This window comes from Pseudomonas sp. NMI760_13 (genome assembly GCF_021283245.1).
Lineage (GTDB): Bacteria > Pseudomonadota > Gammaproteobacteria > Pseudomonadales > Pseudomonadaceae > Aquipseudomonas > Aquipseudomonas peradeniyensis.
Map to the genome: position 1 here is coordinate 85,022 of NZ_JAJSRC010000012.1, position 15,350 is coordinate 100,371.

A 15,350-nucleotide genomic window follows, 5' to 3' on the forward strand; every position below is an offset into this window, starting at 1 on the left:
TCAAGCTGGCGCGATTCCTGTGGGAGCGGGCTTGCCCGCGAACCGGCGCAGCCGGTGCCAGGCAGCGCGTCGCTTGCTTCGCAGGTAAACCCGCTCCCACAGGCATGGGGCATGGCTTGAGGACGGCACCGCCGCTGTAGGCGCCAGCACGGCTGGCGCCTACAGTCTGTCACCGCTGGTCAGCGGTTGAAGCGTTCCACCAGCGAGTACTGGGTACCTGCCGTGCTGGTCAGCTCTTCGCTGAGCAGCGCCGAGCGCTGGGCCTGGCCGGAGGTCTGGTCGGCCAGGTCGGCGATGGTGCTGATGTTGCGGCTGATCTCCTCGGCCACCGCGGACTGCTCCTCGGTGGCGGCGGCGATCTGGGTGGCCATGTCGGTGATATTGGCCACCGCCTCGCTGATACCCACCAGCGCCTGGTCGGCCTCCATCACCCGCTCGACGCCTTCCTGGGCCTGGCGATGACCGGTTTCCATGGTCTGCACCGCGTTGTTGGCGGTCTGTTGCAGCTTGGCGATCAGGGTGTGGATCTGCCCGGTGGATTCGGCGGTGCGCTGGGCCAACTGGCGAACCTCGTCGGCCACCACGGCAAAGCCGCGGCCCATCTCGCCGGCACGTGCCGCTTCGATGGCAGCGTTGAGCGCCAGCAGGTTGGTCTGGTCGGCAATGCCCTTGATCACATCGACCACGCCGCCGATCTCGTCGCTGTCCTTGGCCAGCTGGGTAACGGTCAGCCCGGTCTCGCCCACGGCGGCGGACAACCGCTCGATGGCGTCACGGGTCTCGCCGGCGATGTTGCGGCCCTGGCTGGTCAGGCGATTGGCTTCCTGGGTGGCGTCGGCGGTGCGCTGGACATGGTTGGCCACTTCCTGGGTGGTGGCGGCCATCTGGTTGACGGCGGCGGCGACCTGCTCGGTCTCCACCCGCTGGCGCTCCAGGCCCGAAGAGCTCTGGTGGGCCAAGGCGTCGGACTGGCGGGCCTGGTCGCTGAGCTGCTCGGCGCTGTCCTGCAGGCGGGTCAGGCAGGTCTTCATCCGTGCGTCCTGGCTGAGCATGGCCATTTCCAGGCGCGCCTGGACGCCGCGGCTGTCGGTGTACATCTGCGCGATCAGCGGGTCGGAGGTGGTCTGTTCGGCCAGGCGCAGCAGGCGCTTGAGGCCGCGCTGCTGCCAGCTCAGGCCGAGCAGGCCGAGCGGCACCGACAGGCCGGCGGCCAGGGCGAAGCCCCAGGAATGGCCGAGCCAGTTGCCGATCAGGAAGCCGATCTGGCTGACCAGGATGAACGGCAGCCAGTCCTGCAGCACCGGCAGCCACTTGTCGCGTTTCGGGATGGCCGAGCGGCCCTGGTTGATGCGCTGGTACAGCGCTTCGGCACGGCGGATCTGCTCGGCGGTGGGCTTGACCCGCACCGACTCGTAGCCGACCACCTGGTTGCTGTCGAAGATCGGCGTGACGTAGGCGTTGACCCAGTAATGGTCGCCCGACTTGCAGCGGTTCTTGACGATGCCCATCCACGGCAGGCCTTGCTTGAGGGTCTGCCACATGTGGGCGAACACGGCCGGTGGCACATCGGGGTGGCGCACCAGGTTGTGCGGCGCGCCCATCAGGTCCTCGCGGGAAAAACCGCTGATCTCGATGAAGGCATCGTTGCAGTAGGTGATCACGCCCTTGGCGTTGGTGGTGGAGATCAACCGCTGCTGGGCAGGGAAAGTCCGTTCTCTCTGGGTAATCGGCTGGTTGTTACGCATTGGCTGTTCAATCCGCAAGGCTTTCGACGGGTATCGGCAAGCCTCTGGTTTTATTGAATGAATATTTAACTGGCTTGATCTGGGGCAAGGTGCCATCAGTGCGGCTGAGCTAATGCAGCCCACCTGATCGCAGCCGTTGCCGCCAATATTGCAGTTTTCTTTATAAATGATGACGATCAGGTCTGATCATGACCGATTGTTCAATTCGGGGCCAGCATCGGGTAGCTGAAAGCGGCGAAGTGCGCCAGGTTGACGCAGGTGTGGCACAGCACCGCCGCCGCCAGCCCGCCATGGCGATAGGCCAGACCATACCCCACCCCGGCCAGGGTGGCCAGGTAGAACCATTGCCAGCCACCGGCCAGGTGGGCGAGGCCGAACAACAGCGCGGCCACCAGCAACGCCAGCCCTTCATGCCTGAACAGACGTTGCAGGCCGCCCTGGATATAGCCACGGAACAACAGTTCTTCGGTCAGGCTCACCAACAGCAGGTTGTTCAGCAGCCACAGCCAGGCCTGGTCGGGCCATTTCGGTGCCCAGGCGACCATGCCCAGTGCCCAGGCGCCGCCCAGGCAGGCGAGCAGGGTCAATGGCAGGGTCAGTGCCAGGCCGGGCAGCAGGCCGCGTGGGCGCAGCATCACCAGCCACGGGCAGGCCAGCAGCAACCACAGACCGATCAGAGGCTTGTCCAGGTTGAGGTACAGGGAGAAGGGCACGGCGCCGTCGCTGAGCACGGCCTTGTCGATCACTTTGGCGCTGTGGAAGCCGGGCAGCCAGTGCAGGGCCAGGGCGAGGGCGAGCAGGATGAACAGCAAGTGGCCGAGGCTTTGTTGCCAGCGTACCGGACGGCGGGCGAGCAGTGCGCTGCACAGCAGGGCGAGCAAGGCGGGCAGGGCGGCGAGGCCGAGGCTGCCGTAGGTCAGGGCGATTGCATAGCCGAGGGCGAGCAGGAGCAGGGCGATCCAGTGGGGAAGAGGCATGACATTTCCTTAGTGCCGGTGAATCCGAGGAGGGTAGGACTTACCCCATGGCCTTCAGGACACTTGGATGTTTACGCGCTTGGGCGGGTAATGCCGGGACCGCTTTGCGGTCCTTTCGCGGCACAAGGCCGCTCCTACAAGAGATCGCGTTCCCCTGTAGGAGCGGCCTTGTGCCGCGAAAGGGCTGCGAAGCCAACTATCGCCTGCTTTGCTCCGCGATCAATTGCCGCAGCACATAATGCAGGATCCCCCCTGACTTGAAGTACTCCACCTCATTGAGGGTATCGATCCGGCACAGCACTTCGATCTGCTCCTGGCGCCCGTCCTCGCGGGTGATGCGCACCTTCAGGCTCATGCCCGGGCGGATCTGCGCCCCGCCAAGGCCCAGCACATCGATGCGTTCCTTGCCGGTCAGCCCCAGGCGCTTGCGGTCGTCGCCGGCCTTGAACTGCAGCGGCAGCACGCCCATGCCCACCAGGTTTGAGCGGTGGATGCGCTCGAAACTCTCCGCCAGCACCGCCTTGACCCCCAGCAGGTTGGTGCCCTTGGCCGCCCAGTCGCGGCTGGAGCCGGTGCCGTATTCCTGCCCGGCGATCACCACCAGTGGCGTGCCGTCCTGCTGGTAGCGCATGGCGGCATCGTAGATCGACAGTTTTTCGCCCGTGGGTACGTACAGGGTGTTGCCGCCTTCCTCGCCACCGAGCATCTCGTTGCGGATGCGAATGTTGGCGAAGGTGCCGCGCATCATCACCTCATGGTTGCCGCGCCGTGAACCGTAGGAGTTGAAGTCCCGTGGTTCCACGCCCTTGCCGCGCAGGTAGCGGCCGGCCGGGCTGTCGGCCTTGATGTTGCCGGCCGGGGAGATATGGTCGGTGGTCACCGAGTCGCCGAGCAGGGCGAGGATGCGCGCGCCGTGGATATCGCCGATTTCCGGCAGTGGACCACCGATGTCGTCGAAGAACGGCGGGTGCTGGATATAGGTGGAGTCGTCCTGCCAGACATAGGTGGCCGCCTGGGGCACCTCGATGGCCTGCCACTGGGCGTCGCCGGCGAACACTTCGGCGTACTCCTTGTGGAACATGCCCGTGTCGACCTTGCGCACGGCCTCGGCGATTTCCTGCTGGCTTGGCCAGATATCGCGCAGGTACACGGGCTTGCCGTCCTTGCCGGTACCCAGGGCGTCCTTGGTCAGGTCCAGCCGCACGCTGCCGGCCAGGGCATAGGCCACTACCAGCGGCGGCGAGGCCAGCCAGTTGGTCTTGACCAGCGGGTGCACCCGGCCTTCGAAGTTGCGGTTGCCCGACAGCACCGAAGCGACGGTGAGGTCGGCGCTGCCGATGGCTTTCTCGATCGCCTCGTCCAGGGGGCCGGAGTTGCCGATGCAGGTGGTGCAGCCATAGCCAACCAGGTCGAAGCCAAGCTGGTCGAGGTAAGGTGTCAGGCCCGCGGCCTTGTAGTAGTCGGTGACCACCTTGGAACCTGGCGCCAGTGAGCTCTTGACCCAGGGTTTGCGGGTCAGGCCCTTCTCCACGGCTTTTTTCGCCACCAACCCGGCCGCCATCATCACGCTGGGGTTCGAGGTATTGGTGCAGGAGGTGATGGCGGCGATCACCACGGCGCCGTCGCGCAGGGTGTGAGTCTGGTTTTCGTGGGTGTAGTCGATCTCGCCGGCCTGGTCGGCATTGCCCACCGCCACACCGCCGCCTCCCTCGCTTTCCAGGCGGCCGACCTCCTTGGCCAGTGGTTTGGGCTGCAGCTCGATGAAGTGGTCGAAGGCCTGGGCGACCTGGCCCAGGGCGACCCGGTCCTGCGGGCGCTTGGGCCCGGCGAGGCTGGCTTCGACGTCGTTCATGTCCAGCGCCAGGGTATCGCTGAACAGCGGCTCCTGGCCCGGCAGGCGCCACAGGCCCTGGGCCTTGCTGTAGGCCTCGACCAGTTGCACGGCCTCCTCGGGGCGACCGGACAGGCGCAGGTAGTCCAGGGTTACCTGGTCCACCGGGAAGAAGCCGCAGGTGGCGCCGTACTCGGGAGCCATGTTGGCGATGGTGGCGCGGTCGGCCAGCGGCAGGTCGGCCAGGCCGTCACCATAGAACTCGACGAACTTGCCCACCACGCCCTTCTTGCGCAGCATCTGCGTCACCGTCAGCACCAGGTCGGTGGCGGTGATGCCCTCGCGCAGCTTGCCGGTGAGCTTGAAGCCGATCACCTCGGGGATCAGCATCGACACCGGCTGGCCGAGCATTGCCGCCTCGGCTTCGATGCCGCCCACGCCCCAGCCGAGCACGCCCAGGCCGTTGATCATGGTGGTGTGCGAGTCGGTGCCGACCAGGGTGTCGGGGAAGGCATAGGTGCGGCCGTCCGCTTCGCGGGTCCACACGGTGCGGCCCAGGTACTCGAGGTTGACCTGGTGGCAGATGCCGGTGCCCGGCGGTACCACGCGGAAGTTGTCGAAGGCGCTCTGGCCCCAGCGCAGGAAGGCGTAGCGCTCGCCGTTGCGTTGCATCTCGATGTCGACGTTCTGGGCGAAGGCATTGGGGCTGGCGTAGCGGTCGACCATTACCGAGTGGTCGATCACCAGGTCCACCGGCGACAACGGGTTGATCCGCTGCGGGTCGCCGCCGGCCTTGGCCATCGCAGCGCGCATGGCGGCCAGGTCGACCACCGCCGGTACGCCGGTGAAGTCCTGCATCAGCACCCGCGCCGGGCGGTACTGGATCTCGCGATCGGAGCGACGCTCCTGCAGCCACTGGGCCAGGGCGCGCAGGTCGTCGCCGGTGACGGTCTTGCCGTCTTCCCAGCGCAGCAGGTTTTCCAGCAGCACCTTCAGCGACATGGGCAGGCGTTGCAGGTCGCCGAGCTGGCGCGCGGCGTCGGGCAGGCTGAAATAGTGGTAGGCGCGGTCGGCCACCTGGAGGGTCTTGAGGGTTTTCAGGCTATCGAGCGAGGGCATTTACAACTCCTTGTGCTCCGGTGCCCGGCGACTGCGGGTCGCTCGCCGGTGTCACCGCTCTGGACCGGTCCGCACGGCACGGACCTGGCTGAACAGTCAGGTTAGACCGGTTTGTCCGCCCTGACCCTTTTCTGGACCGATGGGGCGTGTCGTCGGTTCCGATCTTCCTTTATCATTCGCCGCCCTGGCGCCGTCTGCGCCAGTGATGTGGAGTGAGAAATGAATACCCTGTTCATGCATTGCCGGCCCGGCTTCGAGGGCGAGGTCTGCGCCGAAATCAGCGAACACGCCGCCCACCTGGGCGTGGCCGGCTATGCCAAGGGCAAGCCGCAGAGTGCCTGTGCCGAGTTCGTCTGCAGCGAGGCGGACGGTGCCCAACGCATGATGCAGACGCTGCGCTTTTCGCAGCTGATCTTCCCGCGCCAGTGGGCCCGCGGCGCCTACGTCGAGCTGCCGGAGACCGACCGCATCAGCGTGCTGCTCGAGCACCTTGCCGCGCTGCCGGTGTGCGGCAGCCTTTGGCTGGAAGTGCTCGACAGCAACGACGGCAAGGAACTGTCGACCTTCTGCCGCAAGTTCGAAGTACCGCTGCGCAAGGCCCTGGAAAAGGCCGGACGGCTGGTGGACGACGCCCGGCGGCCGCGCCTGCTGCTGACCTTCATCAGTGGCCGGCGGGTGTTCCTGGGGCTGGCCGAGGCCGACAACTCGGCGCTGTGGCCGATGGGCATCCCGCGCCTGAAGTTCCCCCGCGAAGCCCCCAGCCGCTCGACCCTCAAGCTCGAGGAGGCGTGGCACCAGTTCATTCCCCGCGAGCAGTGGGACCAGCGCCTGAACGACGACATGACCGGCGTCGACCTGGGCGCCGCCCCCGGCGGCTGGACCTACCAGCTGGTCAAGCGCGGCATGCTGGTGACCGCCATCGACAACGGGCCGATGGCCGAAAGCCTGATGGACACTGGCCTGGTCACCCACCTGATGGCTGACGGCTTCACCTGGAAACCCCGCCAGACCGTGGACTGGATGGTCTGCGACATCGTCGAGAAGCCGGCGCGCACCGCCTCGCTGATCGAGACCTGGCTGGGCGAAGGACTGTGCCGCGAGGCAGTGGTCAACCTGAAGCTGCCGATGAAGCAGCGCCATGCCGAGGTGCGCAAGCTGCTCGAGCGCATCGAGGCCGGGTTCAAGGCGCGCAAGGTGAAGGTGTCGATCGCCTGCAAGCAGCTGTATCACGACCGCGAGGAAGTGACCTGCCACCTGCGCCGGTTGGACCTGAAACCGCGTTAAACGGGTTTGCCCGGCCACTGTAGGAGCGGCCTTGTGCCGCGAAAGGGCCGCAAAGCGGCCCCAGGATTTCAGCGTGAAAGCAGAAATTGCCGGGGCTGCTCTGCAGCCCTTTCGCGGCACAAGGCCGCTCCTACAGGGGGCTTCGGTTCTCAGCCCCTTGGAGCACCTCGACCGATGCGCCACAATGACGATCATTTTGCGGAGCCCTACATGACCGATTTCACCCACGACGCGATCCTCGACGCCACCGGCCTGAACTGCCCGGAGCCGGTGATGATGCTGCACAAGCACGTGCGCGAGCTGGCCGGCGGCGGCGTGCTCAAGGTGATCGCCACCGACCCGTCGACCCGTCGCGACATTCCCAAGTTCTGCATCTTCCTCGGCCACGAGTTGCTCGGCCAGCAGGAAGAGGCCGGCACCTACCTGTACTGGATCCGCAAGAAGGCCGACTGAGCCGGCTGCGATCGCGCTACACTGCGCTCCCCTGACAGGAGAGCACCATGCTGATAGTTGCCGACGAGAATATCCCGCTGCTCGATGCCTTCTTCGCCGGTTTCGGCGAGATCCGCCGCTACCCCGGCCGGGCCATCGACGCCGCCTGCGTCAAGGACGCCGACGTGCTGCTGGTGCGCTCGGTGACCCGCGTCGACCGGCAACTGCTCGAAGGCAGCCGGGTGCGCTTTGTCGGCACCTGCACCATCGGCACCGATCACCTCGACCTCGACTATTTCGCCCAGGCCGGTATCCACTGGAGCAGCGCGCCGGGCTGCAACGCCCGTGGCGTGGTGGACTACGTGCTGGGCAGCCTGCTGACCCTGGCCGAACTCGACGGCGTTGACCTGGCCAAGCGCGTCTATGGCGTGGTCGGCGCCGGCGAGGTCGGCGGGCGCCTGGTGCGGGTGCTGCATGGCCTGGGCTGGAAGGTGCTGGTGTGCGACCCGGTGCGCCAGGCCAGCGAGGGCGGCGACTTTGTCGACCTTCAGACGATCCTCGAGCAGTGCGACGTGATCAGCCTGCACACGCCGCTGCAACGCGGCGGCGATCACCCGACCTGGCACCTGCTCGACCAGCCGCGCCTGGCCCGCTTGCGTGCCGGCGCCTGGCTGATCAACGCCAGCCGCGGCCCGGTGGTGGACAACGCGGCCCTGCGCGAACTGCTGCTGGATCGCGAGGATCTGCACGCGGTGCTTGATGTGTGGGAGGGCGAGCCGCAGGTGGACCTGCAACTGGCCGACCTGTGCACCCTGGCCACGCCGCATATCGCCGGCTACAGCCTGGACGGCAAGCAGCGGGGCACGGCGCAGATCTACCAGGCCTTCTGCCGCTGGCGCGGGGAGCCCGAGCAGGTGCGCCTGGCCGACCTGTTGCCGGCGCCGGGTCTGGCGCAGATCGAGTTTGACCCGAGCGCGGATCCGGCGTGGGCATTGGCCACCCTGTGCCGGGCGGTCTACGACCCACGTCGCGACGATGCGGATTTTCGTCGCAGCCTGAGCGAAGAGCCGGCCGAACAGCGTGCAGCGTTCGACCTGCTGCGCAAGCACTACCCGGTAAGGCGCGAGATCGAGGGGCTGGCGGTACGTGTCCGTGGAGAGGCGCCGCAGCTGGTGCAACTGGTCAGCGCACTGGGGGCGGTGCTGGCCTGACGGCCAGCCAATAAAAACCCGGCGCAAGCGCCGGGTTGCACGCAATTCGGGGGTCAGGCCTTGCCGACTTTCTTGACCCGGCTGTCTTCCAGGTCCTTGCAGGCCTTCTGGATCATCTGCTCGGTGATCGGGACCTCGCGGCCCTGGGCATCGATGATCGAGCCGCAGACCTGAGGTTGCGGACGGTTCTGGTTCTTGGGCGTATCGGTGTGCTGCAAGCTCATATCCTGTCTCCTCTTTCAGGTTCAAGCTCAAGGTAGTGCTTCGCCGTGACTGGTCTGTGACAGTTTCTTCGGCGTCATGCCGGAACAGTCCAACAGAAAGCGCGACAAAGCTCCAGACACAGGTTAGAACGAATGAGCATAGTCACTGTTGTTCTGTTCGATCATGGGACGGCGACGGATTCCCAGGCGTTGCATGGGGCCGACGAGTGGTAGTCTTGGTCTAATCCGTGCAAAGAACGACTTTCGCCATGCCCGAGCCAATCTCTCCCCGCCAGCGCCGCGCCCTGCACCTGGGCTGGCATTTCGTGCGCCCCTATCGCCGCCAGGCGCTACTGGCCTTGCTGGCGCTGGTGGTCACCGCCGCCATCACCCTGTCCATGGGGCAGGGCATCCGCCTGTTGGTCGACCAGGGGTTCATGACCGGTTCGGCGCACCAGCTCAACCAGACCATCGGCCTGTTCCTGCTGCTGGTGGTGGCGCTGGCGGTGGGGACCTTTGCCCGTTTCTACCTGGTGTCGTGGATCGGCGAGCGCTGCGTGGCCGATATCCGCCGGGCGGTATTCGACCACCTGATCGGCCTGCACCCGGGATTTTTCGAGGACAACCGCAGCTCGGAAATCCAGTCGCGGCTGACCGCCGACACCACCTTGCTGCAGTCGGTGATCGGTTCGTCGCTGTCGATGTTCCTGCGCAACGCGCTGATGGTGCTGGGCGGGGTGATCCTGCTGTTCGTCACCAACCCCAAGCTGACCAGCATCGTGGTGCTGGCCTTGCCCCTGGTGCTGGCGCCGATCCTGCTGTTCGGGCGGCGCGTGCGCAGCCTGTCGCGGCAGAGCCAGGACCGGGTGGCCGACGTGGGCAGCTATGTCGCCGAGACCCTCGGTCAGATCAAGACGGTGCAGGCCTACAACCATCAAGGGCATGACCAGGCGCGCTTCGCCGAGACCGTGGAGGCGGCGTTCGGCGTGGCGCGCCGGCGCATCGCCCAGCGTGCCTGGCTGATCACCCTGGTGATCGTGCTGGTGCTCGGGGCGGTAGGGGTGATGCTCTGGGTCGGCGGCATGGACGTGATCGCCGGACGCATCTCCGGCGGCGAGCTGGCCGCCTTCGTGTTCTACAGCCTGATCGTCGGCAGCGCCTTCGGCACCCTGAGCGAGGTGATCGGCGAACTGCAGCGTGCCGCCGGTGCCGCCGAGCGCATCGCCGAGCTGCTGGCGGCGCAGACGGCTATCCTGGCGCCGGCACGACCGCAGGGGCTGGCGCAGGGCCGTGCCACGGGTGACATCCAGCTGTGCGACGTGCGCTTCGCCTACCCGTCACGCCCCACTGCCGCTGCCATCGATGGCCTGAGCCTGCACATCCGCCCGGGCGAGACCGTGGCCCTGGTCGGGCCGTCGGGGGCCGGCAAGTCGACCCTGTTCGACCTGCTGCTGCGCTTCTACGACCCGCAGGGCGGCGCGATTCTGCTCGACGGCCAACCGATCACCGGGCTGGAGCCGGCCGAGCTGCGTCGCCAGTTCGCCCTGGTGGCCCAGCAGCCGGCGCTGTTCCGTGGCACGGTCGAGGCCAACATCCGCTACGGTCGGCCCGAGGCCAGTCTGGCCGAGGTCGAGGCGGCGGCGCGCGGCGCCCATGCCCATGAGTTCATCGCCCAGTTGCCCCAGGGCTACCAGACGCTCCTGGGTGAAGGCGGCGTGGGTTTGTCCGGCGGCCAGCGCCAGCGCCTGGCGATCGCCCGGGCGTTGCTGGTGGATGCGCCGATCCTGCTGCTGGACGAGGCCACCAGCGCCCTGGACGCGCAGAGCGAGCACCTGATCCAGCAGGCGTTGCCGCAGTTGATGGCCGGGCGCACCACGCTGGTCATCGCCCACCGCCTGGCGACGGTGCAGCATGCCGACCGCATCGCGGTGATCGACAAAGGCCGACTGGCGGCAGTCGGCAGCCATCGACAATTGATCGAGCAAAGCCCACTCTACGCACGCCTGGCCGCGCTGCAATTCAACCCGGCCTGAGCGGCTTGGTTGTCGCTGTTTTGTAACAATTCTGTAGCAATTGCCTGAGACTATCTGCCTCGGCGGTTGCGCAGGTGCTCGCCCTGGCTGCCATCGCCCGATGGCGGCTTTTTTGGGGCCAGCGAACGAGGACAAGGATGCCTCCGTCGGCGGTGCCGTCGCGCGCCGTTTTCCCTCTTCCTTGTTCCGAGATCCGCAATCTTGCGTAAATCCCTCAGAGTGCAAATTCTCTCCCTGCTCGGTGGCAGCCTGGTGGCGATCCTGCTGATCGCCCTGGTGTGTTTCCAGTTCCTGTCGTCCAGCGTGCGCGGCTATGCCGAGCTGGTGGACGGGCCGTTGCGTGCCTCGCAACTGATCGACGAAGCCAACCTGCAGTTCAAGATCCAGGTGCAGGAGTGGAAGAACGTGCTGCTGCGCGGTCGCCAGCCGGCGGAGCTGGACAAGTACTGGCAGCAGTTCCAGAGCCGCGAGCAGCAGGTGCAGCAGTTGCTGGGGCAATTGATCGACAGCAGTGAGCCGGCGCTCAAGGCGCGCCTGGAGCAGCTCAAGGCCAGCCACCGGCAGCTGGGCTCGGCCTATGAGCAGGGACGCCAGGCGTTCCTGGCCGCCGGCGGCGACCCGGTGGCGGGCGACCTGGCGGTCAAGGGCGTGGACCGGGCCACCAGCGACCAGATGAGCGCGCTGGTGGAGCAGTTGCGCGCCGACGCCCACGGGCGTGCCGGCGCCATCAGCGCCAGCGCCGAGCGCACGGTGTGGCTGGGCGTGCTGGTGATGCTGGGCTCGGCCGTGCTGGTCGGGCTGTTCAGCCTGTGGCTGGTCAATCGCAGCCTGGTCGAGCCGATTCGCCAGCTGATCGACTATGTCGCCCAGCTCAGCCAGGGGCGTTTCGCCGCCCGCGTCGACAGCCGCCGCGAGGATGAACTGGGGCGCCTGGCGCTGGCCGCCAACACCCTGCGCGACTTCCTCGCTGACACCGTCGGCCGCCTCAAGGACAACGCCGAGGAGCTGGAAAGTGCCAGCGGCCGGCTGCGCAGCATCGCCGGCGACATGGCCCATGGCACCCACGACCAGTTCCAGCGCACCGACCAGGTCGCCACGGCCATGCACGAGATGTCGGCCACCGCCCAGGAAGTGGCGCGCCACGCCGCCGACGCCGCCCGCGCCGCGGACGAGGCCGACCACAGCGCCCAGGCCGGCGAGCAGGTCATGCAGCGGACCATCGATACCATTGCCGTGGTCAACCGCGAGATCGCCGGTACCGCGACGGTGATCCGTCACCTGGAACACGACAGCACGCGGATCGGCAAGGTGCTCGAAGTGATTCGCGGCATCGCCGAGCAGACCAACCTGCTGGCGCTCAACGCCGCCATCGAGGCCGCCCGTGCCGGCGAGGCCGGGCGTGGTTTTGCGGTGGTGGCCGACGAGGTGCGCAGCCTGGCCCAGCGCACCGCGGCGTCGATCGCCGAGATCCACCAGATCATCGAGGCGGTGCAATCGGGCGCGGTGGAGGCGGTCAAGGCCATCGAGAGCGGCCAGCAGCGCAGCGAGGAGGGCGCCGAGCAGGTGCAGCAGGCCGGGCAGATGCTGCAGCGCATCACCACGGCGGTTGAAGCGATCCGCGACATGAACCGGCAGATCGCCACCGCCGCAGAGGAACAGACCAGCGTCGCCGAGGACATCTCGCGCAACCTGGTCGAGATCACCCGCATCGCCACCGCCAACCAGGAGGCCGTGCAGCACACCGAGCAAGCCGGGCAGCGCCTGCATGGGTTGTCGGGCCAGTTGGGCGAAGTCACTTCCCGCCTCACTGCCTGACAAGCCTGCACGATCCCTGTGTAGGAGCGGCCTTGTGCCGCGAACGGGCCGCAAAGCGGCCCCGGCTATTTTCGCCATGGCGCTGATATCCTGGGGCTGCTGCGCAACCCTTTCGCGGCACGAGGCCGCTCCTACAGGCGTTCGGGGGAAAACCGCCATTCCTCAGGCAAAGTACCCATCCATTTGGCGGATTGCCGCCAACCCGCCCCTGCCAAGCCCACTGCGCCATTGGCCCAGGCCAACCTGGCACACTCCCTGCTTTACGGCGCTCCGGGCCACGGCCCGAGGCGATCGTGCCCCGATTTCGCAAGACTCCTGCTGACCAGAACAACAACATCCGGGCGTGCACGCCGGGGGCAACGACTGCCAGTCCTTCACTTCAATTGGATTGAGCTAATGAAAAAAATCCTGCTGACGCTCCTGTGCCTGAGCGTCATCGGCTGCTCCAAGCCCGCGGAGCCACAGAAGTCCGTCGATGTCCTGCTGATCGGCGGCGGCATCATGAGTGCGAGCCTGGGGACCTACCTCACCGAGCTGGAACCGAACTGGAAGGTCGACGTCTACGAGCGCATGGACCAGGTCGCCGAGGAAAGTTCCAACGCCTGGAACAACGCCGGCACCGGCCACTCGGCGTTCTGCGAGCTGAACTACACCAGCGTCGGCAAGGACGGCAGCATCGACATCAGCAAGGCGGTCAACGTCAACGAGCAGTTCGAGGTGTCCAAGCAGTTCTGGGCCTACCAGGTCGAGCAGGGCGTGCTGAGCAACCCGCGTTCGTTCATCAACAATGTGCCGCACATGAGCTTCGTCTGGGGTGACGACAACGTCGCCTTCCTGCACAAGCGCGTCGAGGCCCTGCAACACAGCTCGCTGTTCCGTGGCATGGAGATCACCGAGGACCACGAGCAGATCCGCAAGTGGGTGCCGCTGGTAATGGAAGGCCGTGATCCCGGGCAGAAAGTGGCCGCGACCCGCATGGCCATCGGCACCGACGTGAACTTCGGCGAGATCACCCGCCAGCTGTTCGCCTCCATGACCCGCAATCCCAATGTGCAGCTGCACCTGAGCCATGAAGTGCGCGACATCGTGCGCAACGACGATGGCAGCTGGAATGTGGTAGTGGCCGACCTGGCCAACGGCGGCAAGGCGTCTTCGGTCAAGGCCAGGTTCGTCTTCATCGGTGCCGGTGGCGGCGCGCTAAAGCGGCTGCAGAAGTCCGGTATTGCGGAAGCTGAAGGCTATGCAGGCTTCCCGGTCGGTGGCCAGTTCCTGATGACCGACAACGCTGACCTGGTTGCCCGCCACAAGGCCAAGCTGTACGGCAAGGCCTCGGTCGGCGCGCCGCCGATGTCGGTGCCGCACCTGGACACCCGGGTGATCGATGGCAAGGAAGTGCTGCTGTTCGGTCCGTTCGCGACCTTCTCCACCAAGTACCTCAAGCACGGCTCGCTGCTGGACATGTTCAGCTCGCTGACCACCCACAACATCAGCCCGATGATGCATGCCGGCATCGACAACATTGACCTGAGCACCTACCTGATGGGTCAGCTGATGCTCAGTTTCGATGACCGCATGGCGGCCCTGCGCGAGTACTTCCCCAACGCCAAGAACGAAGACTGGAAACTGCTCCAGGCCGGCCAGCGCGTGCAGGTGATCAAGAAGGATCCCGAGCACGGTGGCGTGCTGCAGTTCGGTACCGAAGTGGTGGCCGCCGAGGACGGCAGCATTGCCGCGCTGCTAGGCGCTTCGCCCGGCGCCTCGACCGCCGCGCCGATCATGCTGAGCGTGCTGGAGAAGACCTTCAAGGATCGGATCAAGAGTGCCGAGTGGCAAGCCAAGCTCAAGGAGATCGTGCCGACCTACGGCCAGAAGCTGAACAACGACCTCGAGCTGACCAACAAGACCCGTGAGTGGAGCAGTGCGCGCCTGCAACTGCTGTACGTGCCGGTGTTGCCGGAGTAACCGTGTGAGCTGAGCGTGGGAGCGGCGGTGCGCCGCTCCCACAGGTACTACGCCAACCTGTAGGAGCGGCCTTGTGTCGCGAAAGGGCCGCAAAGCGGCCCCGGCGATCTTTGCAACAACGCTGAAATCCTGGGGCTGCTGCGCAGCCCTTTCGCGACACAAGGCCGCTCCTACAAGGTTCAGTGTTGCCCTCACCAGGCCTTTTCGCAGGCAACAAAAAACCCGCTCGAAGCGGGTTTTTTGCGGGATATGGTCGGAGAGACAGGATTCGAACCTGCGGCCTTCTCGTCCCGAACGAGACGCGCTACCTGGCTGCGCTACACTCCGATGTCCAAAATGCTACTGCATCGCTTTTTTCAACGCAACCCCTTGTTGCAAAAAGGAGTTGCGCTAAAAAGCGGGACTGGATCACAGCTCCTTGACGGTGCGGATCTGGTCCTTGTTGATGCGCGTGCGCTTGCCGTCGAGCTGCTCGAATTCGTAGAAACCGGAATCGTCGTCATAGGATGGGGTGTCCACCGCCTGGATCTCGCGGCCGTCGTTCAGGGTGATGACGGTTGGCGAGGCGCAGCCGGCGAGGGCGCCCAGGCCCAGGGCAAGCAGGAAGGCGGGAAGGGTCCGTTGGATCATCGTGTTTCTCCAGTGCGATGGTGCTAGATGTCATTAAGACGCAGGGCGTCCACGCAAGTTCCTTGCACAGTGCAGCATAGCGCCATCGCGGCGGCATTGACCAAGAAC

General features: G+C 66.1%; 11 protein-coding genes, 1 tRNA gene and 1 pseudogene. 7 read left to right on the forward strand and 6 right to left on the reverse strand.

Annotation, left to right across the window (positions count from 1 at the left end; translation table 11 throughout):
• Positions 1-179: 179 nt before the first annotated feature.
• From LU671_RS14705 to acnA, 3 genes are all read right to left on the reverse strand, one after another.
• Positions 180-1,745, reverse strand: a complete 1,566-nt coding sequence (locus tag LU671_RS14705) for a methyl-accepting chemotaxis protein (RefSeq protein WP_110738546.1) — start codon at positions 1,743-1,745, stop codon at positions 180-182.
• A gap of 200 nt (positions 1,746-1,945) precedes the next feature.
• A complete protein-coding gene (locus LU671_RS14710; RefSeq protein ID WP_203647474.1) occupies positions 1,946-2,722 on the reverse strand; it encodes a CPBP family intramembrane glutamic endopeptidase in 777 nt (258 codons plus the stop codon).
• Positions 2,723-2,918: 196 nt separating this feature from the next.
• Positions 2,919-5,672: an aconitate hydratase AcnA gene (gene acnA / locus LU671_RS14715; protein ID WP_232856034.1), complete on the reverse strand. Its 2,754-nt coding sequence runs from the start codon at positions 5,670-5,672 to the stop codon at positions 2,919-2,921.
• 219 nt (positions 5,673-5,891) lie between these two features.
• On the opposite strand from acnA, the gene rlmM reads away from it, so the two are divergent.
• From rlmM to pdxB, 3 genes are all read left to right on the forward strand, one after another.
• Positions 5,892-6,956, forward strand: a complete 1,065-nt coding sequence (gene rlmM, locus LU671_RS14720; protein ID WP_232856035.1) for a 23S rRNA (cytidine(2498)-2'-O)-methyltransferase RlmM — start codon at positions 5,892-5,894, stop codon at positions 6,954-6,956.
• A gap of 210 nt (positions 6,957-7,166) precedes the next feature.
• Positions 7,167-7,409 (forward strand): sulfurtransferase TusA, encoded by a 243-nt coding sequence (gene tusA, locus LU671_RS14725; protein WP_050704845.1) that lies wholly within the window; start codon positions 7,167-7,169, stop codon positions 7,407-7,409.
• Between the two features lie 47 nt (positions 7,410-7,456).
• On the forward strand, positions 7,457-8,599 hold the full coding sequence (gene pdxB, locus LU671_RS14730; RefSeq protein WP_203647473.1) for a 4-phosphoerythronate dehydrogenase PdxB: 1,143 nt from the start codon (positions 7,457-7,459) through the stop codon (positions 8,597-8,599).
• A 53-nt stretch (positions 8,600-8,652) separates the two neighbouring features.
• On the opposite strand, the gene LU671_RS14735 is transcribed toward pdxB, so the two are convergent.
• Positions 8,653-8,823 (reverse strand): PA1571 family protein, encoded by a 171-nt coding sequence (locus LU671_RS14735; protein ID WP_203647472.1) that lies wholly within the window; start codon positions 8,821-8,823, stop codon positions 8,653-8,655.
• Between the two features lie 248 nt (positions 8,824-9,071).
• Here LU671_RS14735 and LU671_RS14740 point away from each other — a divergent pair, with 248 nt between their 5' ends.
• The 4 genes and pseudogenes from LU671_RS14740 to mqo all read left to right on the forward strand — a co-directional run bounded on the left by LU671_RS14740 (position 9,072) and on the right by mqo (position 14,612).
• Positions 9,072-10,835, forward strand: a complete 1,764-nt coding sequence (locus LU671_RS14740) for an ABC transporter transmembrane domain-containing protein (protein WP_232856036.1) — start codon at positions 9,072-9,074, stop codon at positions 10,833-10,835.
• A gap of 771 nt (positions 10,836-11,606) precedes the next feature.
• Positions 11,607-11,717 (forward strand): annotated as a pseudogene (locus LU671_RS29735) (hypothetical protein); the annotation flags it as partial.
• Positions 11,718-11,945: 228 nt separating this feature from the next.
• On the forward strand, positions 11,946-12,650 hold the full coding sequence (locus LU671_RS29740; RefSeq protein WP_442964130.1) for a methyl-accepting chemotaxis protein: 705 nt from the start codon (positions 11,946-11,948) through the stop codon (positions 12,648-12,650).
• 396 nt (positions 12,651-13,046) lie between these two features.
• On the forward strand, positions 13,047-14,612 hold the full coding sequence (gene mqo, locus LU671_RS14750; protein ID WP_232856037.1) for a malate dehydrogenase (quinone): 1,566 nt from the start codon (positions 13,047-13,049) through the stop codon (positions 14,610-14,612).
• Positions 14,613-14,862: 250 nt separating this feature from the next.
• Here the strand turns inward: mqo and LU671_RS14755 are convergent.
• Both LU671_RS14755 and LU671_RS14760 read right to left on the reverse strand, forming a co-directional pair.
• Positions 14,863-14,939: transfer RNA gene (locus tag LU671_RS14755), tRNA-Pro, on the reverse strand.
• An 81-nt stretch (positions 14,940-15,020) separates the two neighbouring features.
• A complete protein-coding gene (locus tag LU671_RS14760; protein WP_023632528.1) occupies positions 15,021-15,242 on the reverse strand; it encodes a YgdI/YgdR family lipoprotein in 222 nt (73 codons plus the stop codon).
• Positions 15,243-15,350 lie beyond the last annotated feature (108 nt).

What these genes read in the sequence shown, in the direction of transcription:
- rlmM (WP_232856035.1), top strand. Translation starts at nt 5,892, where the DNA reads ATGAATACCCTGTTCATGCATTGCCGGCCCGGCTTCGAGGGCGAGGTC.
- LU671_RS14735 (WP_203647472.1), bottom strand. Translation starts at nt 8,823, where the DNA reads ATGAGCTTGCAGCACACCGATACGCCCAAGAACCAGAACCGTCCGCAA.
- acnA (WP_232856034.1), bottom strand. Translation starts at nt 5,672, where the DNA reads ATGCCCTCGCTCGATAGCCTGAAAACCCTCAAGACCCTCCAGGTGGCC.
- LU671_RS14710 (WP_203647474.1), bottom strand. Translation starts at nt 2,722, where the DNA reads ATGCCTCTTCCCCACTGGATCGCCCTGCTCCTGCTCGCCCTCGGCTAT.
- tusA (WP_050704845.1), top strand. Translation starts at nt 7,167, where the DNA reads ATGACCGATTTCACCCACGACGCGATCCTCGACGCCACCGGCCTGAAC.
- mqo (WP_232856037.1), top strand. Translation starts at nt 13,047, where the DNA reads ATGAAAAAAATCCTGCTGACGCTCCTGTGCCTGAGCGTCATCGGCTGC.
- LU671_RS14760 (WP_023632528.1), bottom strand. Translation starts at nt 15,242, where the DNA reads ATGATCCAACGGACCCTTCCCGCCTTCCTGCTTGCCCTGGGCCTGGGC.
- pdxB (WP_203647473.1), top strand. Translation starts at nt 7,457, where the DNA reads ATGCTGATAGTTGCCGACGAGAATATCCCGCTGCTCGATGCCTTCTTC.
- LU671_RS14705 (WP_110738546.1), bottom strand. Translation starts at nt 1,745, where the DNA reads ATGCGTAACAACCAGCCGATTACCCAGAGAGAACGGACTTTCCCTGCC.
- LU671_RS14740 (WP_232856036.1), top strand. Translation starts at nt 9,072, where the DNA reads ATGCCCGAGCCAATCTCTCCCCGCCAGCGCCGCGCCCTGCACCTGGGC.
- LU671_RS29740 (WP_442964130.1), top strand. Translation starts at nt 11,946, where the DNA reads ATGTCGGCCACCGCCCAGGAAGTGGCGCGCCACGCCGCCGACGCCGCC.